This is a genomic window from Massilia scottii, assembly GCF_030846495.1.
Classification (GTDB): domain Bacteria; phylum Pseudomonadota; class Gammaproteobacteria; order Burkholderiales; family Burkholderiaceae_D; genus Telluria_A; species Telluria_A violaceinigra.
This window is the reverse complement of the sequence record NZ_JAVCWM010000038.1, coordinates 1-23,906: the sequence shown is the minus strand read 5'-3', so window position 1 is coordinate 23,906 and position 23,906 is coordinate 1. Positions and strand designations below refer to the sequence as shown.

The window sequence follows — 23,906 nt, the reverse complement described above, 5'->3', positions numbered from 1 at the left end:
GAAGAGGCGCCACGCGCCGGGCGTGAATATACACCATAGTCGCAGCCGGATCACCCCTGCCCACCCCTGCTCACCCTCCTGCCGGGGCCGTTCGGGACGCTCTTTCATCAACGGCGCAACATCTACCCCATCAGACCTTGGCCCGCAGCAGCCCGGGGATGCACAACGCAAAACGGCCCTTTCGGGCCGCTTTGCGTTACCAGGGGCTCACTGGCCCCCGCCTTGTTACATTGCGCTGTCGCGCTCCTGCTTGACCAGCGTCGTATTGACGCCATCGGAGAGGCTGAATTCGAACGCGCCACCGGCCGGCAACGGGCCCAGGGACAAGACCGCGCTGCCGCTTTGCAGATCCTGCGCCAGGGTCGAGCGCTTGGCATCGGTGACCAAGGTCACCGTCAGGTAAGGATAGCGGGAATGATCCCAGTTCAGTTGCACCTTGCCGGCCTGCTCGCGCACCTGCACCACGGCCCTCCCGCCTTGGACGCTGCCTTCGGGGATCAAGCGGGCGGTCGACTGCATCAGGCTCGCCGTGCCCTTGACCACCGAGATACTGACGATCTGCCCCGGGTTAGGAATCGACAGGCTGAAGTTCTGCGACTTCATTTCCTCGGCATGGTCGACCACCAGCGTGGAGAACGGATAGTCGAGCGCGCCTTTGGCGGTCACGATCCGCAAGGTGTACTCGCCCTTGTCCTGCACCCGGGCGCGGCCGATGTACGATTTCAGGGGCGACAGCGTTGCCTTGTCGCCGCTGATCTGGCCGCTGACCAGGATCAGATCCTGTGGTGCATTGTCAGCCGTCGCCTTCATGAGCGTGTCCGCCGGGGTCAGGAACGCTTGCATCAGACCGGTGTTGTAGTCCGAAAAGGTGCTGCCGCCGCAATAACTCATGATGTCATGCGTATTCGGGTTGCGCGGATCGAAGAAGGCAGCCCTGCTGAACAGATAGCCCCAGGTGTAGTGGCTGCCCGTGCCCAGCTGCGCGTTCGGGTAGGGATACTTCGGGTCCGGCGAGCCGGCGCCGCCGCAAGCGGCGTGGTTCAGACGGTAGTTGTGACCCAGTTCATGGACCACGATACCGCGCAAGCCATCTTCGTTCATCGATGGAATATCTGCGGCAACGCCACTGGTGCCCGGCACATAGGCCAGGCCGGCCAGGCCGTAGGTCGCTTTCGGAATGAAGCCGAAGTAATGCTGGCGATCGTTGGCATTTTCCAGGCGGTGCAAGTCGGCGATTTCGCCCAGGATTTTACCGAACGCATCGCGCCACTCGGTTTCATTAACGGGCAAGCGCGTCACGCGCGACGACACATACGGGGCGCGGCCCAACTGGTTCACGCCCGACACCGGAATGCGATCCTGAACGAAGTCGCGCAGATTGCCGACGACACGGCCGACCGAACCGCCGATCTGGACCGGAATCGTGACCAGCTCCATCGGCACACCACCGCCGACACGCGGATTGATGGTCTTGCTCTGGCCATTCGCCAGGACCACGCTCAGGCGCAGGCCAGGGCGGACCAGGTCGGACGGCACCACCGCGATGTAGGAGGTGTTCGCATCGGGCACGACCGGCACGCTGGCAGGAAGTGCACCGGCCGGCTTGTTCAGGGGGATTTCACGCAGCACATTGCCATTCGCATCCTTGACCTGGACTTTGCCGTCCGGCTTGGCCACGCCTGGCGTGTTGCTCAGGGCATTGACCTTGACCATCACCGCCTTGCCCCTGATCAAAATCAGGGCGCTGTCGGCGCTGTCGAACAGCTGCGATTGCGCCAGCTGGATGCTGCCGATGCGTGGATCGCCGGCAACCGGTGGCGTGGCGTCGGCAACCGGCGCGCCAGGGATGTAGCAGCTTTTCACCAGGCCGGGGGCCGGGTTGGCCATGGCGGTCGTGTTGCAATCGACACCGTCGGTCTTGGTATAGGTGTAATACTTGCCTTCCGCCCCGAACAGCACCGCACTGGCGCCGCTGAAATTGCAGCGGCCGCCTTCGGGAGCGCACAAGGTCCAGGTGACGGCAGCCTTGTCGCAGCGTTTGGCGATGCCCGGCGTCGGATCGCCGAACACATTGCTGTTGCAGGCGACGCCGCCGGTCGCCGTCTTGCTCATGAAGCTGGTGCCGGAACCATAGCGCACGGTGCGCGTATCGCCGAAAGCGCACTGGCCGCCCTCGATGCCGCACGCTTCCCAGGTGCTGGTGACTTCGCAACGCTTGGCCAGGCCCGGTGCCGGATCGCCAAAGGTGGCGTTGTTGCAGGAGGCGCCCCAGCCCAGCGTCTTGCTGACGAAGCGGTCGCCAGCGCCATAGCGCACGGTCTGGTTGCCGGTGAAGACGCAACGGCTGTTTTCGTTCGCGCAAAATGTCCATTGCGTGGTCGATGCAGCGGCGGCCACGCCCATGGCGCTGGTAATGGCGAGCGGGGCGGCGCCAGCATCGGCAAGGCCGGCAGCGCTGCCGGCCTTGGCGCCGCCGCCAGTCATCACCCCGGTTCCGGCCGCATCGGCCGTGCTCACGACAGGCGGTGGGGCGTCCGCGCCGGCGGAGCGGGGGGCGCTTGAAGCGCCTGTGTTATCGCCGCATGCGGTCAGCACCCCGCTGGTTAAGGCAATCATTGCCAGGCATTTCAACAAACGTCTCATGTCAACTCCGGTTCAGCGTTTCAAGGATGTATTTCTATGCAAACAGGCTGCACATTATCCTGCCGGACTCGACAAAGTAAACTTTTGTTAAGAATATTAGTAAAATTTTCGTAAAATATTTGTAACAAAACCACGCTTGAGGATGCGCCGATGGCATTCGAGGCGGTGTCACGGCCTCAAATACTTTCGCTCATGCATCTATTCTCATCGCCAGGCCGGGCAAGCGCTGGACGGCGCGGCGCCTATTCTTCCAGCGCGCAGCTCACCGCGCGCGCGCCGAGCAGATCGACCAGCACCTGCGGGGCGATGCCGACCAGGTAGCCGCGCCGGCCACCGTTGATATACATCGTTTCCAGCGCCAGGATGCTCTCTTCCACATACACCGGCAGCGCCTTGCGCGTGCCGAACGGCGAGGTGCCGCCGATCTGGAACCCGGAATGGCGCTGGGCCACCTCGGGCTTGCACGGCTCGACCGACTTGCACGGTATCGCGCGCGCCAGGTTCTTGGTCGACACCTTGCAGTCGCCATGCATCAGCACGATGAGCGGCTTGGCCGCTTCGTCCTGCATCACCAGCGTCTTGACCACCGAATGCTCGGGCACGCCGAGCTCGCGCGCCGACACCGAGGTGCCGCCATGCTCTTCATACGGATAGGGATGTTCGCTGAAAATCACACCGTGCTTGCGCAGGAACTGCGTCGCCGGTGTTTCGGAAATGTGCTCTTTCTTGGCCATGCGTGATACGCTAAACGTTCAATGAGGAGTTTCTTATTATGCAGCAAGAAATTCGCTTTGCCACCTTCAATGTGTACAACCTCGCCCCACCCGGCGCGAAGCTGTACGACAATCTCCTGCCGTCCACGCCGGAAGAATACGAGGCCAAGCTGAACTGGACCGCGCGCCAGATCGACCTGCTCGATGCCGACGTGATCGGTTTCCAGGAGATTTTTTCGCAGGCCGCCCTGCTTGACGCGCTGGCGCGCACCCGCCGCTACCGCGACGCCTTGCACGTCGGCTTCGATCCCGATCCGGCCGCCGAACGCCTCACGCCCAGCGTGGCGCTGGTATCGCGCCTGCCGCTGGCCGCGCCCGGCGTGGCCCACCTGCAGTTCCCCGAGGGCGTGGCGCTGCCGCCCGGCAGCCGCGAAGCCGACCGCTTTTCGCGCGCCGTGATCCATGCGCCGGTGATCGTCTCGCCCGACTGCACGGTCGACGTGGTGGTGGTGCACCTCAAGTCCAAGCGCCCCGACTACCGCAACGGCGACAGCAGCGAAGACCCGCAACTGTACGCGCTGGCCTGCCTGCGCTCGCTGATCCGGCGCGGCACCGAAGCGGCGGCCCTGCGCGTGTTCCTGAGCCAGCTGGCCAGGGAACACCAGCGCCCGCGCGTGGTGCTGGGCGACTTCAACGATGTGGCCGACGCCGTGACCACCATGATCGTGCTGGGTAACGGCAATACCCTGGGCGAGCGCATGTTCGACGCCTACCAGCTGCAGCAGCGCCAGGACCACCTGCGCCACGTGGGATTCAGCATCGTGCACGACAGCCACTACACGACCATCGACCACATCCTGGTGTCGGAAGAATTCAACGCTACCCTGCCCAACGCGATCGGCGAGGTGGTCGACGTGGTGTACCTGAACGACCACATCGTGCTGGAACTGCCCGAGGCGTCCGACCACGGCCAGGTGCTGGCGCGCATCCGCCTGTTCGACGGGCCGCGCGGCCTCAGTGAGGGCGGGGTTTGAGGTCCGGGTCGCTCGACGCCATGCTCGCGTAATACCCCTGGTAATCGTCGCAGCCATGCTGCCGTAGAAACAGCAGCTGCTCGGCCGTCTCGACGCCCTCGGCGATCACGCGCAGCTTGAGGCTGCGCGCCACCGCAATGATGGCGGGGATCAGGTTCGCCTTGGCGTTCGCGTTCGCGGACGCATTCACGGGCGCGCCCGGGTCCGCATCCGCTATGTCTTTCACGAACGAGCTGTCGATCTTCAGCTTGGTCAGCGGATAGCGGCGCAGGAAGCTCAGGCTCGAATACCCGGTGCCGAAGTCGTCGATGGTCAGCTGCACCCCGAGCGCGCGCAAGGTGGCGATGGTGGCCATGGTGGCATCGTCGCCGCGCATGATGACGCTTTCGGTAAACTCGAGGTCGAGAAACTCGGGCGCCAGCCCGGACAGCCGCAGCGCTTCCTCGACGCTGTGCACCAGGCCGCTGTCGATGAACTGCGCCCCCGACAGATTGACCGCCACCACCACCGGACAGCCCTCGTCGCGCCACGCGCGCGCCCGCGCGCACGCCTGGCGCAGCACCCATTCGCCGATCGGCACCATCAGCCCGCATTCTTCGGCCACCGGAATGAACTGGTGCGGCATGAGCAGGCCGCGCTGCGGATGGCGCCAGCGCAGCAGTGCCTCGACCGCGATGGTCTGGCCGCTGGCGATGTTCACCTCGGGCAGGTATTCGAGCAGGAACTCCTGGTTCGACAGCGCATGCCGCAATTCGTTCTCGATCTGCACCCGTTCGATGACGTGGGCGTTCATGTCGGCATTGAAGAAGCTGAAGGCGTTGCGCCCGTTCTGCTTGGCGTGGTACATGGCCACGTCGGCGTTTTTCAGCAGGGTGTCGATGTCGACGCCGTCGTCCGGGGAGATGGCGATGCCGATCGAGACCGACAGGCTGATCGTGTGGCCATCGCTGCGCACCGGCTGCGCCACCGCGTGCATGACGCTGGTGGCCACATGGGCGGCCTGGTCGACCCCGCCGATGTCGGCCAGGATGACCACGAACTCGTCGCCGCCCTGGCGGCTGACGGTATCGACCCCGCGCACGCAGCCGGTGAGGCGCGTGGCCACTTCCTTGAGCACGGCGTCGCCCACGTGGTGGCCGAAGCTGTCGTTGATGCCCTTGAAGCGGTCCAGGTCGAGGAACATGACGCCCACCTTGGTGTGCTGGCGCCGCGCCGACACCAGCGCCTGCTGCAGGCGGTCGAGGAACAGCACGCGGTTCGGCAAATCGGTCAGGAAGTCGTGCTCGGCCAGGTAGCGGGTCTGTTCCTCGGCGCGCTTGCGCTCGGTGATGTCGGTCATGATCGCCATGTAGTTCGAGACCTGCTCGGCGCTGTCGCGAATGGCCGTGACCGCTACCCATATCGGGACATCGTCGTCGCCGCGCCGCACGCAGCACACCTCGCCTTCCCAGTGGTCGTGCACCGCCACGAAGTCCCAGATCTGCTGGTAGAACGACGGTTCGTGCATGCCCGAGCGCAGGCCCGGCACTTCGCCGCCCATCACGTCCACCGCCGCCACCCCGGTCAGGTCGGTAAACGCCTGGTTGACCGCGATGACCCGGTAAAAGCGGTCGGTGATGATGATGGCGTCGCGCGAATTCTCGAACACCCGCGCGGCCATGGCCAGCGCATGCTCGGCCGCCTTGCGCGGGGAAATGTCGCGCAGCACCGCATAGGACAGGAATTCATGGTCCAGGGTGACCGAGGTAAGCAGCACCTCGGCCCAGAAATGGGCGCCGTCGGGCAGGCGGTACTCCCACTCGTAGCGGTGGTTGCCGTCGATGAAGGCGCGCGAGGTCAGGGCGGCGTCGGCCACGACCGAGGTTTCGCCGGTGGCCTGCACCTCGGGCGAAAAATCGAGCAGGGTCTTGCCGACCATGTCTTGCTTGCCGGCGCAGTGGAACAGCACCAGCGCGGCCGGGTTGGCGTCGATGATGCGGTTGCCCTCGATCAGGACGATGGCGTCGGTCGAGCGCTCGAACAGCTGGCGGAAGTTGGCGCCCGCTTCGATCAGTTCCGCTTCGTCGACCTTGCGCTTGCTGATATCGACTTCCATGCAGAACAGCTGCTGCGGCACGCCGTCGCGCAGCACCGGGAAGTGGGTCGAGTACAGCCAGCGCTCGGCGCCGTCGAGGCGCCGGATATGCCAGTCGCGCGGCGGCGCCGTGCGGCCGGTCTTCCACACCGTTTCGAGCGTGTTGCAGAAGTCTTCCTCGCGGTCCAGGTGCGAGGCCAGGCTGGTCAGGGGACGCCCGACCGCCTCGGCCGCGGTGACGCCGAATACGTCGGCGCAGGTATGGTTCCAGTAGCGCACGATGCCGTTGCGGTCGGTGCTGTGCACGGCCACCGTCGGCGCCAGTTCAAGGGCAGCGACGAAACGGTACAGGACGTCGAGCGCCTCGCGTCCCGGTCCTTCCGGCTCGACACTGCCCGCTTCGGCAGGTTTGTCAGCACTCACGGTGTTCCCTTCATCTCATTGTGGCAGAGGCCGCCGGCAGGCTGGCCCATACTCCTTAGACCCATTTTTGACCGTGGACGTTCGGTTCCGTTTGCGCGCACGCAAAGCGCAGGCCGGGAGAATTGTTTCTAATCCGCAAAATTTGCGCTTTGTCGGGTTTTTTTGCAGTTCGTCGTGCACAAACGGCGGTCTGTCGCATTCGGCGTGCGGCCGGGCCGCCGGTTTTCTATAGTGACAACATGCGCCCGTGACACCATCCTGCGCACAGGACGGTGCACCGGCGCCCCGCAAGGCGAACCGCACTGCGCCCCAACCACCCGCCCGACCAGAAGAAGACCAAGCCACCATGAAACTCGAGACCTTGCCCAGCGCGCCGGCCCAGCCCACCCTCCGCAAGCCACGCTGGCGCGCTCCCGCGCTCGGCGTGCTGATCGTCGCCCTCGGCGCCGGCGCCTGGTTCACGGTGCAGGCGCGCAAGCCGGCCGCCGCCCCCACGGCCCAGGGGCCGGACGCCAAGAAGGCGGCGCCAGTGTACGAACTGGCGCGCGCCGATGTGGCGGCAGTTGCCGCCGGCGAGCTGAGCGTGAACATGCCGTTGTCCGGTTCGCTCGCGCCCCTGACCCAGGCTACCGTCAAGTCCAAGGTCTCGGGCCAGGTGCTGGAAACGACCGTGCAGGAAGGCATGAACGTGGCCGCCGGCCAGGTGCTGGCGCGGCTCGACCAGGCCGACCAGAAGGCCCGCATGGCGCAGCAGCAGGCCGCGCTCGACGAAGCCAGTGCGCGCCTGTCGATGGCCGCCAAGAACAATGCCAACAGCGCCGCCCTGCTGGCGCAAAAATACATTTCGCAAAACGCCTACGACACCACCGACAACAGCGTGGCGCTGGCGCGCGCCAGCGTGCGCGCCGCCCAGGCCCAGGTCGAGCTGGCCCGCATCGCCCTGAACGACACGGTAATCCGCGCGCCGCTGGCCGGCGTGGTCAGCAAGCGCCACGTGCAGGCCGGCGACAAGCTCTCGCCCGACATGCCGGCGTTCTCCATCGTCAACCTGCAGCAGTTGACGCTCGAAGCGCAGGTGCCGGCGTCCGATATTCCGCGCGTGAAGGCCGGCCAGGAAGTGCGTTTCCGGGTCGATGGCTATCCGTCCCGCACCTTCCTGGGCAAGGTGGCGCGCATCAACCCGACCACCGAAACCGGTTCGCGCGGCATGCTGGTGTATATCAGTGTCGACAACGCCGACAGCGCCCTGCGCGGCGGCATGTTCGCCAAGGGCGCGATCACCACCCAGAAATCGGCGCTGCGCCCGCTGCTGCCGCTCGCCGCTCTGCGCAAGGACAAGGAACGCGATGTGGTCTACGTCGTCGAGTCCGGCAAGGTGGTGGTGCGCCCGGTCACCCTCGGCCTGCGCAACGACGATGAAGGCATGGTCGAAGTGACCGATGGCCTGGAGCACGGCGCGCGCGTGATCACCGCCCGCCTCGACGCGGTCAAGCCCGGCAGCCAGGTAAAACTGAGCGAGCCGCCGGCTACCGCCAGCGTCACCAGCGCGCCGGCCGCCCCCGCCGCTCCGAAAGGCTGAGCCATGTGGATCACAACAACCAGTATCAAGAATCCGGTGTTCGCCACGATGGTGATGGTGGCCCTGGTCGTGCTCGGCCTGTTCTCGTACCGCCGCCTGGGCGTGGAAAGCATGCCCAACGTCGCCATTCCGGTCGCCTACGTGCAGGTCAACTACCCCGGCGCCTCGCCCGAACAGGTGGAAAACGACATCACCCGCCCGCTCGAAGACGCCATCAACACCGTCAGCGGCGTGAAGAAAATCCGCAGCAATTCCTGGGAAGGCCGGGCCGGCGTGCAGGTCGAATTCCACCTGTCGACCAACATGGACAAGGCCATGACGGACATGCGCGACAAGATTGGTCTCGCGCGCCCCGGTTTTCCCAAGGAAGCCAAGGAACCGTTCATCGCCCGTGAAGAAGGCGACAACAGCCGCGCCATCGTGGAACTGTCGCTCATGTCGGACAAGCGCAGCCTGCGCGAACTGTCGACCCTGACCGAGCAAGTCATCACCAAGCGCCTGCAGGGCGTGGCCGGGGTCGGCCAGGTGCGCGTGCGCGGCACGACCAACCGCCAGATCCTGGTGCATATCCGGCCCGACGGCCTGGCCAGCCAGAACATCGGCGTCGATGAAGTGCTGCGCGCGATCCAGAGCACCAACGCCAATCTGCCGGCCGGGAACATCGCCTGGGGCGCGGCCGAACGGCTGGTGCGCATCGAAGGCAAGATCAAGGATGCGCGCGGCTTTAACAAGATCATCGTGGCGCGCCGCGCCAGCGGCCCGGTCTACCTCGAGCAGGTGGCCGACGTGATCGACGGCGAACAGGAAGAGACCTCGATCTCGCGCATCAACGGCAAGCGCGCCATCACGCTCGAAGTGACCAAGATCCAGGACGCCAACGTGGTCGACGTGGGCACCGGCATCAAGAAAGCGGTCATCGCCATGGGCACCACCCTGCCGGCCGACATCCGCATCGATATCCTCGAAGACCAGTCCGACCGCGTGCAAAAGCAGCTCGACAACGTCAAGCGCACCATCATGGAAGGCGCGCTGCTGACCATGCTGATCGTGTTCCTGTTCCTGCACTCCTGGCGCAGCACCATCATCACCGGGCTGACGCTGCCCATTTCGGTGATGGCCAGCTTCATCGCCATGCAGTTCTTCGGTTTCACGCTCAACTTCCTGACCCTGATGGCGCTGTCGCTGTGCATCGGCCTGCTGATCGACGACGCCATCGTGGTGCGCGAAAACATCGTGCGCCACCTCGGCATGGGCAAGAGCCACACCCAGGCCGCCAACGACGGCACCAATGAAATCGGGCTGGCGGTGATGGCCACCACGTTCGCCATCGTCGCCGTGTTCGTGCCGGTCGCTTTCATGGAAGGCATCATCGGGCGCTTCTTCCTGCAGTTCGGGATCACGGTGGCGGTGGCGGTGATGGTGTCGCTGTTCGTCAGCTTCACGCTCGACCCGATGCTCTCCTCGGTCTGGCGCGACCCGGTCAAGGACCGCTTCAAGTACGTGCCGTGGCTGGGCCGCGGCATGGAAAAGATCGAGCACGGCATCGAGCGCCTGCACGTCTGGTACGGCAAGGTGCTGGAACTGGCGCTGCGCTGGCGCAAATCGACCCTGGCGCTGGCGCTGGCGCTGTTCGTCGGCAGCCTGGCCTTGACCCCGCTGATCGGCGGCGAAATGTTCCCGGAAACGGACGACGGCTACATCCACATGGAGTTCAAGGCGCCGGTCGGATCGAGCCTGGAATACACCGACCAGAAGATGCAGCAGGTCGAAGCGGCCTTGAAACCGTTCAGGGAAATCGATGCCGCGATCACCACCGTGGGCACCGACAACGGGCGCCACACGGCCCAGATGAACCTGAAACTGACCGACGTGCACAAGACCGGGCGCCGCTCGCAGAAGGAAGTCGAACGCCTGATCCGCGAGCGCCTGCAGTCGATTGCCGGGATCACCATGTCGGTGGGCTGGAAGCCGATCTTCATCGCGATCCTGGGCCAGGATGAGGCCAAGCTGGACGCCGTGGCGCACCAGCTGATCGACAAGATGCGCGCGATCAAGGGCATCGCCGACCTGGAATACAGCCAGGAAGGCGCCAGTCCGGCCACCATCGTCAAGATCAACAACGAGCTGGCGAGCGACCTGGGACTGTCGACCCAGCAGATCGGGCTGGCGCTGCGCCCGTTCGTGGCGGGCGACCAGATCAGCCGCTGGCTGGCGCCGGACGGGCAGAACTACGACGTCAACGTGCAGTTGCCGAAGTCGGGCCGCCAGAAGGTAGCCGACCTGGGCGACCTGTCGCTGGCGTCGAGCAAGCGCGATGCCGAAGGCAATCCGGTCATGGTGCCGCTGCGCCAGGTGGTCGAATTCGTTCCCTCGACCAGCCCGCAGGTGCTCAAGCGCCAGGCGCTGGAGCGCCGGGTGGCGATCTATGCCAGTGCCGAAGGGCGTCCGACGGGCGATGTGGACGGCGACGTCAAGCTGGCCATGAAGAGCATCGAGCTGCCCGAGGGCGTGCGCTTCGACGTCGGCGGCGACGCCGAGCAGATGGCCGAAACCATGGGCGCGGCCGGTACCGCGCTGGGCATCGCGGTGATCTTCATCTACCTGGTGCTGGCCTCGCAGTTCGGCAGCTTCCTGCAGCCGATCGCGATCATGGTGTCGCTGCCGCTGTCGATGATCGGGGTGCTGATTGCCTTGCTGGTGACGGGCAGTACCCTGAATATCTTCTCGGTGATCGGGATCGTGATGCTGATGGGGCTGGTGACCAAGAACGCGATCTTGCTGGTCGACTTTACCAATCACGGGCAGCGCGAAGGCAAGAGCCAGCACGATGCGATCCTGGAGGCCGGCCAGGTGCGCTTGCGGCCGATTTTGATGACGACCCTGGCGATGATCTTCGGCATGCTGCCGATGGCCATCGGCATGGGCGACGGCGGCGAAACGCAGGCGCCGATGGGGCGCGCGGTGATCGGCGGGGTGATTACCTCAACCTTGCTGACCCTGGTGGTGGTGCCGGTGGCGTACACCTACCTGGACAGCCTGGGCAAGCGCGTGGCGCGCTGGTTCAGGGGCAATGAGAAGGCTGAGGAACATGAGGGGGAGAAGGTCGTTGTGAGCGCCTGAAAACCGGACGTCCGGACGACTGAACGTCTGGACGTCACCCGCTTCTACCCTAAGGACCCCGTCGCCCACGCGCCAATGCGGCACGCGGCGGGGGGCCAGGTTCGCAGCGTACCGCGAACGCATCCTTGATGCCCCAAAACGCAAAACCGTCGTTCCTGGCACTGCCAGAAACGACTTCCCGCGAAGGCGGGAACGACGGTTTCAGGCTTGTGGTTGCGATCCGAGCTAGCGCAATTATTCCGGCTTCGCTTCCTCAGCATCATCCTCATCCGGTGTCTCGTTCTCTTCACCGCCAGGCGTGGTCTTGGCTTCCAGCTTGCGCCTGGCCTTCTCGTCCGCCTTTTTCTTCTTTTCTAATTCCCTCTGCCGCTTTTCGTACTGGAAATTAGTTTTAGCCATGGATCACCTCTTGGGTTATAAAAGAAAGGGGGGTAGTAAGACAGCATTATGACCCAGTTATGCGTTCGGCATTTGAATTAACCACGTGGGTGATGCTCCGCATGCAGTCGCTTCATGCGCTCGCGCGCAACATGCGTGTAAATTTGTGTAGTCGAAATATCCGCGTGCCCCAGCAACAGTTGCACAACCCGCAAGTCGGCGCCATGATTGAGCAGATGCGTGGCGAACGCATGGCGCAGGGTATGCGGCGACAGGGGTGCCGTGATCCCGGCATTGCCCGCATGCTTCTTGATCAAAATCCAGAACATCTGGCGCGACATCGGCCCCCCGCGCCCGGTCACGAACAGCGCATCGTCCATCTGGCCGTTCAGGATGATCCCACGCGCCTCTTTCAGGTAGCGTTCGATCCACTGGCGCGCCACCTGCCCGAACGGCACCAGGCGCGTTTTGCTGCCCTTGCCGGTGATGCGCAGCACGCCGTCGTTCAGGCTCAGCTCCATCATTTTCAAGGTCACCAGCTCGGAGACGCGCAAGCCGCTCGCATACATCAGTTCGAGCATGGTGCGCTCGCGCAGTCCCAGCGGCGTGCTCACGTCGGGCGCGGCCAGCAAGGCTTCCACCTGCGCCTCGGTCAGGGTATGCACGAAACGCTGCGGCTGCCTGGCCGAGGCCATCTGCAGGCACGGATCGGCCGTCATTTCCTTGTTGCGCAGCGCCAGCTGGTAAAAGCGCTTGAGCACCGACAGGCGCCGGTTGGCCGTACTCGGCTTCGATTCCGCATGGCGGTCCGAAAAATACGCCTCCAGCTCGCCGGGACCGACCGCGTGCAGGCTGGCCAGCGCCGGACGCGTCACTTCCAGCCAGCGCGCGAACAGGCGCAGGTCGCGCCGGTAGGCGTCGATCGAGTTTTTCGCCAGCCCCTGCTCCAGCCACAGCTGGTCGCAGAAGGCGTCGATCAGTTCAAGATTGACTGCTGTTGCCATGGTCCCTTGCCAGCCCCTTCATGCGCAAGCAGCCAGCGCTTGACGCCCAGGTGGAAACCATGTTCATCATCGTGGTGCGAAAAGCCGCCCAGCCCGCCGGCCGCGGTGACCCGGTGACAGGGAACGATGATCGGGAACCAGTTGGCGCCGCAGGCCTGGCCCACCGCGCGCGGCGCCGAGCCGATGTGCCTGGCGACCTGTCCGTAGGTGCGCACGGTGCCGCGCGGGATCGAGGCGATCGCGTCCCACACCTTGCGCTGGAAGACGCTGCCGGCTTCCAGCAGCGGCAAACTGAAGCGGTAATCGGGATCAAGCAGGTAGTGCGCCACCTGCTGCGCCGCCAGTTCGGCGACCGCATCGAGCGCGTCTTTTTCGCCAAAGTGGGGCGGCAGGTAAACCAGTTCGCGCACGCGCGCGGCCTCGGTGCGGATGCCGACCGCCCCGAATGGCGCTGCCACGATGGCCGAAAAAATGTTCTCTGCTTGATTGTTCATGTACGCAGTGTAGCGCAGCGGCGGCGCCAAACCAATCGGCCGGCGCTGCGCACGGACGAAAAAAAACGCACCTTGCGGTGCGTTCCAAATTTTGTTCACGTTCCCGGCCGTTTGGTCATGCCAACAGCATTCTGTAAAACGCGTGTCTCCTCGATATTTCTCCGGTATGAACTACCGTTTCTTCTATCTTCCCACTCCCCCAACCTGCAATCCGTTCGCCCCATCCGCACCAGTATGGTGCTGAATCGGTGCTCATCATAACGTATTTAATTTCAGAAAATGTGGCTTTTTTTACACGCTGAGGGAAAATATATTTCAGTTGTAAATTAAATTAGGCAGCCACAGGGAGATCTGTGGTACGTACGTCACCAGGATCAGGAAGCCCAGCATGGTCAGCAGCCACGGCATGATCGCGACGGTCAGTTCCGAGATGCCCATTTTGGTAATGCCCGAGGCCACGTACAGGTTCAGGCCCACCGGCGGCGTGCACAGGCCGATCTCCATGTTTACCACCATCATGATGCCGAAGTGGATCGGATCGATCCCCAGGGTCACCGCCACCGGGAACAGGATCGGCGCCATGATCAGCACAATGGACGAGGGCTCCATCACGTTGCCCGCCAACAGCAGCAGGATGTTGACCACCAGCAGGAAGCTCACCACGCCCAATCCCTGGCCGGTAATCCAGCCCGCCATCGCCTGCGGAATGCCTTCGCTGGTCATCAGGAAGGAGAACAGCACGGCATTGGTAATGATGTAGAGCAGCATGGCCGACATCGATGCCGAATCGAGCAGCACCTTGGCAACCTGGCGGATGCGCAAGTCCTTGTAGACGAACACGGCGATGACGAAGGCATACACGGCCGCCATCGCCGCCGCTTCGGTCGGGGTGAACTTGCCCGAATAAATGCCGCCCATAATGATCACCACCAGCAGCAAACCCCAGGCGCACTCGCGGAAGGCGCGCCAGCGCTGGCCCCAGCTGGCCTTGGGCATGCGCGGATAATTGTTCTTGCGCGCAAGGTACCAGGTCGTCAGGCCCAGCAGGCTGGCCAGCATCAGCCCCGGAATCACGCCGGCCATGAACAGCTGGCCGACCGAGGTATTGGTGGTCACCGAATACATCACCATCACGATCGACGGCGGGATCAGGATGCCCAGGCCGCCGGAGACGGTGACGACGCCGGCGCCGAAGCGCTTCGGATAGCCCTGGCGCACCATGGCCGGCAGCACGATCGAGCCGATCGCCACCACGGTTGCCGGACTCGAACCGGACACGGCGGCGAACAGCGCGCACGCCACCACACCGCCCAGCGCCAGCCCGCCATGCCAGTGCCCGACCATGGCGGTGGCGAAATTGAGCATGCGCCGCGCCACCCCGCCGTGGGTCAGGAAGTTGCCCGCCAAAATGAAGAACGGGATCGCCATGATCTCGAATTTCTCGATGCCGGTAAACAGCTTCAGCGCCACCGAAGCGATCGGCACATCGGTCATCGTAAACAGGAACGTGAGCACGGTCAGGCCGAGCGAAATGGAGACCGGCATCCCGGTCAGCATCAGCACGATCAGCAGGGCGAAAATGATGAGGGCGTTCATGCGGCACCGCCTTTCGCCGGCAGTTCTTCTTCCAGGCCCTCGACGTGCGAATGGTCATGCTTGGGCAGCTCGCCGGTGCGCACGAAATGCACCATCACCTGCAGGAAACGGAAGGACATCAGGTAGGAGCCCAGCGGCACCGCCAGATACACGATCCACATCGGCATCTCGAGGTCGGACGAGGTCTGCTCGGTCTGCGCCATATGCCAGACAAAACTGGCGCCCAGGGTGCCGATGACGGCGGTAAAGACGGCGCCCGCCGCCAGCCCGAACACGATGAACTTGTTACGCCAGCGTTCGCTCATCAGGTTGATCAGCACGTCGACGCCAACGTGGATGCCGGTGCGCACGCCATACGCCGCCCCGAATTTCGCCATCCAGACGAACATGTAGATGCACAGTTCCTGGGCCCAGCTTGTATTAATTTGAATCAGCCAGTCCTGCAGGCCGGGAATGGGCAGGCCGGACAGGTAGCGGTGGATCACCGCGACGAACACAACGAGCGTGGCAGCGCCCATCAGGCTCGCAATGATCCACTCTTCCAGATGGTCGAGAAATTTCATGTCGAATCCTTATGTTGAATCTTTAAAACAAGGAAAGGGAAATGTGAGGCGTGCGGCGCGCGCCGGCGCCCGCCGCGAGGGCGGAGCGGCGCGCGCCGGGGTGTTTACTTCGCTGCTGCGGCCGTTTTGTTGATCGAACCGATCAGCTCAGCGCCGATGCGGCTTTCCATCTGCTTGTGCACCGGCAGCAATACCTTGCGCCATTCGGCCTGTTCGGCCGCGGTCGGCGTGTAGATGGCGGTCTTGCCGGTTTTCCTGATCGCTTCGAGCGCCAGGTCGTTATCGCGCTGGGCGATGGCTTTCTCGAACGTGGTGGCCTCGGCCATGGCCTTGACCAGGCTGGCGCGTATATCGGCCGGCAAGCCGTCCCAGAATTTCTTGTTGACGATGACGGCATAGCCCAGGTAGCCGTGGTTGGACAGGGTCACGTGCTTCTGCACTTCGTGCATCTTTTGCGTGAACATGTTCGATGGCGGATTCTCGGTGCCGTCGACCACGCCGGTCTGGAGCGCCTGGTACACCTCGGAGAAGGCCAGCACCTGCGGGTTGGCGCCGAGCGCGCGCATCTGGGCGTCGAGCACCTTGGACGACTGGATGCGCAGCTTCTGGCCGCGGAAGTCGGCCGGCACGCGCAGCTGCTTGTTGGCCGACATCACCTTGAAGCCGTTATCCCAATACGCCAGGCCGGTAATGCCTTTCGGTTCGAGTTTTTGCAGCAAGCCCTTGCCGATCGGGCCTTCGGTCACGCTGTACAGCGCCGCCTTGCTCGGGAAAATATACGGCAGGTCGAAGGCTTCGAATTCCTTCACGCCCAGCGGGCCGAACTTGGCCAGCGAGGGCGCCAGCATTTGCACCGCGCCCAGCTGCAAGGCTTCGAGCTCTTCCTTATCCTTGTACAGCTGGCTGTTCGGGTAGACTTCGACTTTCACCCGGTTCATGGTGGCTTTCTCGGCCAGCAACTTGAAGCGCTCGGCGGCCTGGCCTTTGGGGGTGTCGGTTGCCACGACATGGCTGAACTTGATCACGATTGGCGCTTGCGCCCATGCATTGAAACTGGCCGCGGCGGCGAGCGCGACGACGAGCGATTTAATTTGCATACTTGTCTCCCTGTTAATGGTAACTAACATTTCTTGACTGCAAGGCAGTCTGCCAATCACCATTCTGCACTGCAACTGTGGATAACCACAATAGCCAAGAGACACAAATTCGGACACTTTGCGCCATGACTTCCTCTTCCAAGCCCACGCGCCCCCCTTTCGTGCTCGGCGGCCCGTGGCGCTGGCTGCTGCCGGTGCTGCTGGTGCTGTTGTTTTTGGCGGTGCTGTTCTGGCTGCCGTGGCAGGCGCGCCAGATGGAAGCCAACGAGCGCCAGGAACAACTGATCGCCGACACCCTGTGGGTCGAGCAAACCATCCGCTTCGAACTGACCCGCAACGAGGAAGCGCTGGCCGCGCTCGGCGCCGAACTGGCCGAAGGCAAGCTGGCCACGCCGGTGCTGCAGGCGCGCCTGGCCCAGATGATCAAGCTCAGCCACGAGCTGGAGCAGGTGCGCTGGTACGATGCCGACGCCCGCCTGATCTTGTCGAGCGCGGCGCCCGGCGCCCCTTCCCTGGGCGCGCCCGCGCGCGACGCCGCCGAGATGGCGCGCGCCGGACGCATCGGGCGCTACGCCGAACCGTATCGCGGCGCCCTGCCCCACCAGCGCCTGCTCGACTACCACCTGCCGCTGTTTCGCGACGGCGCCTACATGGGCAGCCTGGTGGCCACGGTCGACCTCAAGATCCTGCTCGACGAAACCGTGCCCTGGTGGTTCGCCCAGGATAACGCCATTTCCCTGCTCGACCGCGACGACGCGCTGCTGGCCAGGCGCGCCGCCGCCGGTCCCGGGCGCGGGGTGTACACCCACAAGCGCGCGCTCGACCTGACCGGCGCGTCGGTGATGCTGGCCACCGACAGCGTCAAGAGCGAACCGCGCCTGCTGCCCAACCTGCTGGTCGGATCGGTGGTGCTGCTGGCGCTGGGCCTGGTGGCCAGCCTGGCGGCGCTGTGGCGCCACATCGCGCGCCGGCTGGCGGCCGAAGGCGCGCTGCGCCAGCAGATGGCGTTTCGCACGGCCATGGAAAATTCGCTCGTCACCGGCCTGCGCGCGCGCGACCTGGAAGGGCGCGTCACCTACGTCAACCCGGCCTTTTGCCAGATGGTCGGCCTGCCGCCCGAGGAACTGCTGGGCAAGACCCCGCCCATGCCTTACTGGGCGCCGGAAGCGATGGCGGTCTACCAGCAGCGCTTCGCCGCCGTGCTGGCCGGCCAAGCGACCCAGCAGTTCGAAACCATCTTCCAGCGCACCGACGGCGTGCGCGTGCCGGTGCTCATTTTCGAGGCCCCGCTGGTCGACAGCGACGGGCGCCAGACCGGCTGGATGAGTTCGATTCTCGACATTTCCGACCTGAAACGCGTCGAGGAACTCAACCGCCAGCAGCAGGAAAAGCTGCAGGCCAGCGCGCGCCTGGCCACCATGGGCGAGATTTCCTCGATGCTGGCGCACGAGCTGAACCAGCCGCTGGCGGCGATCGCCAGCTACACCACGGGCGCCCTGAACGTGCTGGGACGGGCCCAGGCCAGCGAACAGGCGGTCGACGCCGGCCTGCTCAAGCCGGCGCTGGAACAGGCCAGCCTGCAAGCCCAGCGTGCCGGCCAGATCATCCGCAGCGTGCACGAGTTCGTCAAAAAGCGCGAACCGCAGCGCCAGCAGATCGGCGTTCATGCCCTGGTCGAGGGCATTTACGCGCTGATCGAGCTGCAGGCGCGCAAGTTTTACGTGGTGCTGGAAACCCATATCGCGCCCGACCTGCCGTGCGTGAGCGCCGACCGCATGATGCTCGAACAGGTTTTGCTGAACCTGACGCGCAACGGCATCGAAGCGATGCAGGACATCGCCCCCGCGCGGCGGGTACTGCGCATCAGCGCCACCTGCGAGCACGGCCAGGTGTGCGTGGCCGTGACCGACCAGGGCCACGGCATTGCGCCCGAGGTGGCCGAACGCCTGTTTTCGCCGTTTTTCTCGACCAAGGCCGAAGGCATGGGCATGGGTTTGTCGGTATGCCGCAGCGCCGTCGAATTTCACGGCGGCAGCCTGAAACACGCCGCCAATCCGGCCGGCGGCACCATCTTCAGCTTCAGCTTGCCGGCGCAAGCGGCGCCGCTGGGGTAGACTACGCGAAAAACCGGAGACTCCCATGTTGCATATCGTCGATGACGAGGACGTCCTGCGCGACTCCCTCGTCTGGCTGGCGCGCTCCCGCGGCATTGACGCCTGCGGGCACGCCAGCGCCCACCTTTTCCTGGAGCAGGCCGCGGCCCGCTTCGACGCCCAGGGCGACTGCCTGCTGCTCGACGTGCGCATGCCCGACCTGAACGGCGTGGCCGTGTTCGACCAGCTGGTCGCGCGCGGCCTGACCGCGCGCCTGCCCGTCATCTTCCTGACCGGCCACGGCGACGTGCCGATGGCGGTCGACAGCCTGAAACGCGGCGCCTTCGACTTTTTTGAGAAGCCGTTCGACGGCAACCGCCTGATGGACCGGGTCGAGGAAGCGCTGGCGATGTCGCGCCAGGCGGGCGCTGCCGCGCTGGTGCAGGCGCGCCTGGCCAGCCTGTCGGCGCGCGAACGCGAAGTGCTGGACCTGATCCTGGCCGGCAAGATGAACAAGGTCGTCGCCGACCAGCTCGGCATCAGCATGCGCACGGTGGAAGTGCACCGCGCCCATATCTTCGACAAGATGCAGGTGAAAACCGCGGTGGAACTGGCCGGCCTGCTCAAATAGCCCGGGCATAGCTTTCTCCTATCGGAATCGGATACAGAATCAACTGTCTTTTCCAAATGCGAACGATTATCATTCACCAATCGCACACGCAACAGGAAGGACGGCATCATGGTCAGGGCAGCGGCAAAAACGACGAGCAGGATCGCCACCCACATGGCCATCGCCTTCGCCCTGACCTGGCTGATGACGGGCTCCATCGCGCTGGGCGGGCTGGCCGCCCTGATCGAGCCGGTGCTCAACGTGGCGCTGCTGCCGCTGCACGAAAAAACCTGGCATGCGCTGGCGGGGCTGGCGCGCACGGCGCGTGGCCGCATGCTGGCACTGGGGCTGGAAAAGCTCAGCCAGACCGGCCTGCACATCGCGGTCGCCTTCGGCGTGATGGCCTGGGCCAGCGGCTCGCTGGCCTTCGGCGGGCTGGCGGCGCTGATCGAACCGGTGCTCAACGTCATCGTCCTGCCCTTCCACGACCGCCTGTGGGACCGCTTCGGCAAGGGTGGCCGGAAAGAAATTGAACAATATAATCAAAATGAAAATGAACGCAACGGTGCGTACCCGGGTCAAACACTGGTAGCATAATTTCGCTTCCTAATTCAATCTGGGTAATATCCGATGAGCGAGAAAACGATAGCCGACAAGATGTACCTGAAGACGGCCAAGTCGCTGGCGGTCTTCAATGGCGGGGTCCATCCCGCCATGATGGAACAGTTGCCGAAGAGCTTGATCAACGAAGACGAAGGACCGGCGGACGTGGTGCTGGTGTTCGCACTGAGCCAGGCTGAACTGGAACGCTGGTTTCCGGCCGCGCTGGAGCGGCTGGGCGACAAGGGGTCCTTGTGGGTAGCCTACCTCAAGCCGAGCGCGCCGAAGGCCACCGACCTCACCCGCGATTCCATTTTCGCGTGGGCCAAGGAGCGCGGGGTGACCGGCGTGGCGATGATATCGATGGATAGCGACTGGTCGGCGGTGAGGTTGAAGCGCTTGTAGGGGCATCTGGACTGCCATGGGCGCTGCCGATAGCCACTGCCGTTACCGATAGCCACCGTCGTTCCCGCGCCAAGGCGGCACACGGCGGGAACGACGGACTGAAGGATGAGCGGGAACGACAGGTGGACCTTGAGGTCAAGACCGCAAGACAGCCGCCCTGATCGCGGAAGCGCCGAACATGAAACGAGCATTTGACGAAATGGTCGCGATGGACCTCTTGCGCCGGCGGGAGGGGCGTCATCAGCAATCTACATGCGCAGCATGACACCGCTTTCAGCGCAGGAAGCCGGCCGCCAACCTGCAAGAAAAATGAGTATTTTTTGATCTGAATTCAAGGCGCTATTGTCAGCATCAAGATTTCTGATCAATCGAATCCGCGCGTTTTTCCGGACAATATCGCCGTCACGACGTAATTCCGCGCAGCTCTGCATTCCTACCACCTCGGTAACACGACCAAACTCGAGTGCGAATGCAATCATCAAGTTGCTAATGCTAGCAAAAAACATCAAACATGCAGCTCCCAAAAAAACAAGTTTTGTTCCGTCTACCAGTCTCATGCTATCCGCCTCAAGCATCAGATAAATGAAATAGGTAGTCAATCCGACGCCCCCAATTCCTAAAATGGCGTAAATCGATGCACGCTTTCCAGCATTCATTTCGCACACTCATAATTCTCAGATTTCTTACCCATTTGAGTTCCAACGACCCCACCAGTTGCCGATACGCCAGTTTATGACCGCACGAAACTAAACAACTAATTTCCGCGCTTCTCAAAGAAGAGATAGATTTTCGAATCTATCTCTTTCTTTGATTTAATCTCAAAACCATTAATCAGTGCTTTATTCCAAACGGTAACAAATGGAATGATTGAAAAAGCGTGCCGCGCACCCCATAGGTAAGCAATCCGATCCAAAAATCGCCGCTCTCCGTTAAAATATTTCTCCTCACTCTCTAAAAAAGATAGTAGAGCGTGTTTTTTTGCCCCATCCGCAACTATCACAAACTCTATAGTTGACATTATCAACTCTTCAATTTCATCTTGCATCAAAGATGCAAGATGATCAAATTCAATTGTCTTCATCTTTAATCCCCTATTGCGACCATACAGGCGAAGTAAGACGCAATACACATGACCTGCACGGGTTTGGTTAAGTACCCGCATTTACCGGCCGCCCCCATGCACGCCTCTAGCATTTTTCGACAGGCAGATTCTTCATCCGGACCATTGCCACTGGGCACGCCTGGACCCTTGGGTACTTTAGGATAGATTCCGGGAATTCGAGTCTCAGTATGCGTATCATTCCACGGGTCTATAGGTGGTTTACTAGAAGGATAGACGATTGGCGGAGGTAGTGGTATCGGCCCTAACGGTGTTGGCATTACCTGGAGCCCGAACGGATCAATCTTCGATACGGCGTTTCCCTCCCCATAGGCAAACGTATTTAGTCCCCCGCGAAGCCCGATTGGGTCCGACTGCACGTACCGTCCAGTCTGCGGATCGTAATCCCTATGGTAGTTGTAATGTAGATTGGTTTCTCTATCATAATACTGTCCCGGAAAGCGAAGGTTGAAAGTGAAATTCCCAAGGCGGTTTGGGTTTTCATCAGGCTGGTCCTCGCCGAACGGGTTTGCGCTATCCCAGCGCCATACCATCTTGTTGTCGCTGGCGCGTGTGATCACTCGCGGCGCTCCCAAATGGTCTGCGTAGAGATAGTAAGCACTCTCCCCTGCGCTCGCCGTGCGCGGTGTGACCACGGCAACCGGCATCCCCTCCAGGTAAATCGTCTCCTGTATCGGCGTCCCGGCGCTGTTGTACTCCCCCACCATTTGTCCGGCTGCGTTGTAGACGAAAAAAGTCGATGTGCCGGCAGTCTCCGACTTCATTGCCCGCTGGCCGACCCCGTTGTAGCGGTATTGCGTGGACGCGCCATTGATGCCTGTGGTGCTGCTCAGGCGCCCGTTGTTGCCGTAGCCGTAGCGTATCGTTCCGTCGCTGACGAGGTTGCCCGTGGCGTCGTACGCATTGCGTTTCGCTGGCACCGGTCCGGAGGTGGCAGTCAGCCGGTTGCTGCGGGGATCGATCGTGTTGGAGTAGCTATTGGCGCCAATAACGACTTTGGTACGATTGCCGTTGGTGTCGTACTCGAAGCGCTGGCTGGCTGTGGCGCTGGTAAAGCCGATCAGGCGATCCTGTCCATCGTAGCTGTAACGCTGGTCCAGCCTGCTTGACGTCGCGTTCCCCGCATGCGTGCTCGCCACGATCCGTCCGGCGGCATCGTAACTGAGCGTGCGCGTCGCACCTCCCATTTTCAGGTGGCCAAGAGGGTAACTGATAATGCGATTTTCCAGGTCGAACTGGCGCTCGTATTTGTTCGGAGTTCCCGCGCTGTGATTGCCCCATATCCATGCGCGCACGGCGCCAAACGGTTGGTAGGTTATTTGACTTAGAATCGTCGTGCGCGCAGCATTCGGACGCGTCAGGCTTAGGGTCGACGGCTTCCCATTGCTGTCGTAGGTGAAGTCGATGCGATTGCCGCTGGGGTAGGTCATCGAGGTTACGTGTCCAACAGCACTTCCTTCACTGCCATAGGTGTACGCGGTTATGAACCGCCTTGACCCTGGGCCGCTCGCCTGTTCCTTCCTTACGAGCCTACCCATGCCGTCGTAGGCGTACATCGTTTTTCCAGCCTCATCCGACATTGCCGTCACACGGCCGGCTGCGGGACTGCCGGCCGCCCCATATTCAAACGTGCTGGTGCCGATGGCTGTCACGCGACCCGCCGCGTCGTATCGATAGACGGTCTTGCGTCCAGTCGCATCGGTGCGTAATATCACTTTTCCAGCGCCATCGAACTGCGTGGTCGTGGTGCCGGTATCTGGGCTGATGAGCGCCGTTTGCTGCCCCAACCCGTTGACGACGTAGCGCGTTTGCAAGCGACGCGGATCGAGCACCGATGCAAGCTGATCCTGCTGCGTGTACGCGTAGTCGACCGTTGACGGCTTGCCCGTGGCATCCGCAGCAGGCAGCGTCTGTTGGATCAGACGATGAGACGTGTCGTAAGTTCCCTTGCTGACGCGCGCCATTTGATCGGTACTCGATGTCAGGTTGCCGACCGCATCGTATTCAAAGCGCGCGCCCGGGTCTTTGGTACTGCGCTGCTCCCGCTGCAGGCGATTGAGCGCGTCGAAGGCGCGCGTAGTCTGCGCCACAAGTTTTCCGCTGGCGTCCTTCACTTCCTGCCGCACAACATTGCCCATGGCATCAAGCGTGAAGCTGATGCTGTTCCCGGCACGGTCCCGCATGCCGGTGAGGCGGTGCGCGTCGTCATACGTGTATTCCAGCGCAGAGCCGTCGGGTGCGGTCATACGGATCAGTTGTCCGGCAACGTCGTACTCATAATGCGTGGTTTCAGCGCGTCCGCTGGCATCGCGGATCGTGCTCGACACCAGGCGCTGGAGCGGGCCATATTCGGATTCAAC

19 protein-coding genes are annotated in these 23,906 nt (G+C 63.0%); 7 read left to right on the top strand and 12 right to left on the bottom strand.

Going from position 1 to position 23,906, the window contains the following annotated elements:
- Nucleotides 1-225: 225 nt before the first annotated feature.
- Nucleotides 226-2,643 carry a M66 family metalloprotease gene (locus RBA41_RS30930; protein ID WP_306628192.1) on the bottom strand — a complete coding sequence of 806 codons (2,418 nt, stop codon included), beginning with the start codon at nt 2,641-2,643 and terminating at the stop codon, nt 226-228.
- 242 nt (nt 2,644-2,885) lie between these two features.
- Nucleotides 2,886-3,377, bottom strand: a complete 492-nt coding sequence (locus RBA41_RS30925; RefSeq protein ID WP_306628191.1) for an aminoacyl-tRNA deacylase — start codon at nt 3,375-3,377, stop codon at nt 2,886-2,888.
- Nucleotides 3,378-3,415: 38 nt separating this feature from the next.
- On the opposite strand from RBA41_RS30925, the gene RBA41_RS30920 reads away from it, so the two are divergent.
- Nucleotides 3,416-4,390, top strand: a complete 975-nt coding sequence (locus RBA41_RS30920) for an endonuclease/exonuclease/phosphatase family protein (protein ID WP_306628190.1) — start codon at nt 3,416-3,418, stop codon at nt 4,388-4,390.
- Here the strand turns inward: RBA41_RS30920 and RBA41_RS30915 are convergent.
- Nucleotides 4,371-6,887 (bottom strand): sensor domain-containing protein, encoded by a 2,517-nt coding sequence (locus RBA41_RS30915; RefSeq protein WP_306628189.1) that lies wholly within the window; start codon nt 6,885-6,887, stop codon nt 4,371-4,373. The two genes, RBA41_RS30920 and RBA41_RS30915, sit on opposite strands and share 20 nt — an antisense overlap.
- Before the next feature lie 346 nt (nt 6,888-7,233).
- Here RBA41_RS30915 and RBA41_RS30910 point away from each other — a divergent pair, with 346 nt between their 5' ends.
- A complete protein-coding gene (locus RBA41_RS30910; protein WP_306628188.1) occupies nt 7,234-8,466 on the top strand; it encodes an efflux RND transporter periplasmic adaptor subunit in 1,233 nt (410 codons plus the stop codon).
- A gap of 3 nt (nt 8,467-8,469) precedes the next feature.
- Nucleotides 8,470-11,586 (top strand): efflux RND transporter permease subunit, encoded by a 3,117-nt coding sequence (locus RBA41_RS30905; protein WP_306628187.1) that lies wholly within the window; start codon nt 8,470-8,472, stop codon nt 11,584-11,586.
- A 234-nt stretch (nt 11,587-11,820) separates the two neighbouring features.
- Here the strand turns inward: RBA41_RS30905 and RBA41_RS30900 are convergent, their stop codons facing one another.
- The 6 genes from RBA41_RS30900 to RBA41_RS30875 all read right to left on the bottom strand — a co-directional run bounded on the left by RBA41_RS30900 (nt 11,821) and on the right by RBA41_RS30875 (nt 16,718).
- On the bottom strand, nt 11,821-11,985 hold the full coding sequence (locus tag RBA41_RS30900) for a hypothetical protein (protein ID WP_167087072.1): 165 nt from the start codon (nt 11,983-11,985) through the stop codon (nt 11,821-11,823).
- Between the two features lie 77 nt (nt 11,986-12,062).
- A complete protein-coding gene (gene xerD / locus RBA41_RS30895) occupies nt 12,063-12,968 on the bottom strand; it encodes a site-specific tyrosine recombinase XerD (protein ID WP_306628186.1) in 906 nt (301 codons plus the stop codon).
- Entirely contained in the window at nt 12,941-13,462 is a 522-nt protein-coding gene (locus tag RBA41_RS30890; protein WP_306628185.1) for a methylated-DNA--[protein]-cysteine S-methyltransferase, read from the bottom strand. The genes xerD and RBA41_RS30890 overlap by 28 nt, the downstream gene beginning before the upstream one ends.
- 315 nt (nt 13,463-13,777) lie before the next feature.
- Nucleotides 13,778-15,058, bottom strand: a complete 1,281-nt coding sequence (locus RBA41_RS30885) for a TRAP transporter large permease (protein ID WP_306628184.1) — start codon at nt 15,056-15,058, stop codon at nt 13,778-13,780.
- Nucleotides 15,055-15,621 (bottom strand): TRAP transporter small permease, encoded by a 567-nt coding sequence (locus RBA41_RS30880; RefSeq protein WP_306628183.1) that lies wholly within the window; start codon nt 15,619-15,621, stop codon nt 15,055-15,057. The genes RBA41_RS30885 and RBA41_RS30880 overlap by 4 nt, the downstream gene beginning before the upstream one ends.
- A 104-nt stretch (nt 15,622-15,725) precedes the next feature.
- The gene (locus RBA41_RS30875; protein WP_306628182.1) at nt 15,726-16,718 is read right to left on the bottom strand and encodes a TRAP transporter substrate-binding protein; all 993 of its coding nucleotides are present in this window, start codon (nt 16,716-16,718) and stop codon (nt 15,726-15,728) included.
- A 125-nt stretch (nt 16,719-16,843) separates the two neighbouring features.
- Here RBA41_RS30875 and RBA41_RS30870 point away from each other — a divergent pair, with 125 nt between their 5' ends.
- The 4 genes from RBA41_RS30870 to RBA41_RS30855 all read left to right on the top strand — a co-directional run bounded on the left by RBA41_RS30870 (nt 16,844) and on the right by RBA41_RS30855 (nt 20,426).
- Entirely contained in the window at nt 16,844-18,832 is a 1,989-nt protein-coding gene (locus RBA41_RS30870; protein ID WP_306628181.1) for a sensor histidine kinase, read from the top strand.
- A 25-nt stretch (nt 18,833-18,857) separates the two neighbouring features.
- The gene (locus RBA41_RS30865; protein ID WP_306628180.1) at nt 18,858-19,442 is read left to right on the top strand and encodes a response regulator transcription factor; all 585 of its coding nucleotides are present in this window, start codon (nt 18,858-18,860) and stop codon (nt 19,440-19,442) included.
- Between the two features lie 108 nt (nt 19,443-19,550).
- A complete protein-coding gene (locus RBA41_RS30860) occupies nt 19,551-20,018 on the top strand; it encodes a DUF2061 domain-containing protein (RefSeq protein ID WP_306628179.1) in 468 nt (155 codons plus the stop codon).
- Between the two features lie 33 nt (nt 20,019-20,051).
- Nucleotides 20,052-20,426 carry a DUF3052 domain-containing protein gene (locus tag RBA41_RS30855; RefSeq protein WP_306628178.1) on the top strand — a complete coding sequence of 125 codons (375 nt, stop codon included), beginning with the start codon at nt 20,052-20,054 and terminating at the stop codon, nt 20,424-20,426.
- A 248-nt stretch (nt 20,427-20,674) separates the two neighbouring features.
- On the opposite strand, the gene RBA41_RS30850 is transcribed toward RBA41_RS30855, so the two are convergent.
- The 3 genes from RBA41_RS30850 to RBA41_RS30840 all read right to left on the bottom strand — a co-directional run.
- Nucleotides 20,675-21,082 carry a hypothetical protein gene (locus RBA41_RS30850; protein WP_306628177.1) on the bottom strand — a complete coding sequence of 136 codons (408 nt, stop codon included), beginning with the start codon at nt 21,080-21,082 and terminating at the stop codon, nt 20,675-20,677.
- A gap of 98 nt (nt 21,083-21,180) precedes the next feature.
- Nucleotides 21,181-21,507, bottom strand: coding sequence for a hypothetical protein (locus tag RBA41_RS30845; protein WP_306628176.1), 327 nt, complete (start codon nt 21,505-21,507; stop codon nt 21,181-21,183).
- Nucleotides 21,508-21,509: 2 nt separating this feature from the next.
- Nucleotides 21,510-23,906, bottom strand: a 2,397-nt coding sequence (locus RBA41_RS30840; RefSeq protein ID WP_306628175.1) for an RHS repeat-associated core domain-containing protein, incomplete at its 5' end; no start/stop codon positions are given.

What these genes read in the sequence shown, in the direction of transcription:
- RBA41_RS30885 (WP_306628184.1), bottom strand. Translation starts at nt 15,058, where the DNA reads ATGAACGCCCTCATCATTTTCGCCCTGCTGATCGTGCTGATGCTGACC.
- RBA41_RS30850 (WP_306628177.1), bottom strand. Translation starts at nt 21,082, where the DNA reads ATGAATGCTGGAAAGCGTGCATCGATTTACGCCATTTTAGGAATTGGG.
- RBA41_RS30845 (WP_306628176.1), bottom strand. Translation starts at nt 21,507, where the DNA reads ATGAAGACAATTGAATTTGATCATCTTGCATCTTTGATGCAAGATGAA.
- RBA41_RS30855 (WP_306628178.1), top strand. Translation starts at nt 20,052, where the DNA reads ATGAGCGAGAAAACGATAGCCGACAAGATGTACCTGAAGACGGCCAAG.
- RBA41_RS30860 (WP_306628179.1), top strand. Translation starts at nt 19,551, where the DNA reads ATGGTCAGGGCAGCGGCAAAAACGACGAGCAGGATCGCCACCCACATG.
- RBA41_RS30910 (WP_306628188.1), top strand. Translation starts at nt 7,234, where the DNA reads ATGAAACTCGAGACCTTGCCCAGCGCGCCGGCCCAGCCCACCCTCCGC.
- RBA41_RS30875 (WP_306628182.1), bottom strand. Translation starts at nt 16,718, where the DNA reads ATGCAAATTAAATCGCTCGTCGTCGCGCTCGCCGCCGCGGCCAGTTTC.
- RBA41_RS30870 (WP_306628181.1), top strand. Translation starts at nt 16,844, where the DNA reads ATGACTTCCTCTTCCAAGCCCACGCGCCCCCCTTTCGTGCTCGGCGGC.
- RBA41_RS30880 (WP_306628183.1), bottom strand. Translation starts at nt 15,621, where the DNA reads ATGAAATTTCTCGACCATCTGGAAGAGTGGATCATTGCGAGCCTGATG.
- RBA41_RS30920 (WP_306628190.1), top strand. Translation starts at nt 3,416, where the DNA reads ATGCAGCAAGAAATTCGCTTTGCCACCTTCAATGTGTACAACCTCGCC.
- xerD (WP_306628186.1), bottom strand. Translation starts at nt 12,968, where the DNA reads ATGGCAACAGCAGTCAATCTTGAACTGATCGACGCCTTCTGCGACCAG.
- RBA41_RS30925 (WP_306628191.1), bottom strand. Translation starts at nt 3,377, where the DNA reads ATGGCCAAGAAAGAGCACATTTCCGAAACACCGGCGACGCAGTTCCTG.
- RBA41_RS30890 (WP_306628185.1), bottom strand. Translation starts at nt 13,462, where the DNA reads ATGAACAATCAAGCAGAGAACATTTTTTCGGCCATCGTGGCAGCGCCA.
- RBA41_RS30905 (WP_306628187.1), top strand. Translation starts at nt 8,470, where the DNA reads ATGTGGATCACAACAACCAGTATCAAGAATCCGGTGTTCGCCACGATG.
- RBA41_RS30930 (WP_306628192.1), bottom strand. Translation starts at nt 2,643, where the DNA reads ATGAGACGTTTGTTGAAATGCCTGGCAATGATTGCCTTAACCAGCGGG.
- RBA41_RS30900 (WP_167087072.1), bottom strand. Translation starts at nt 11,985, where the DNA reads ATGGCTAAAACTAATTTCCAGTACGAAAAGCGGCAGAGGGAATTAGAA.
- RBA41_RS30865 (WP_306628180.1), top strand. Translation starts at nt 18,858, where the DNA reads ATGTTGCATATCGTCGATGACGAGGACGTCCTGCGCGACTCCCTCGTC.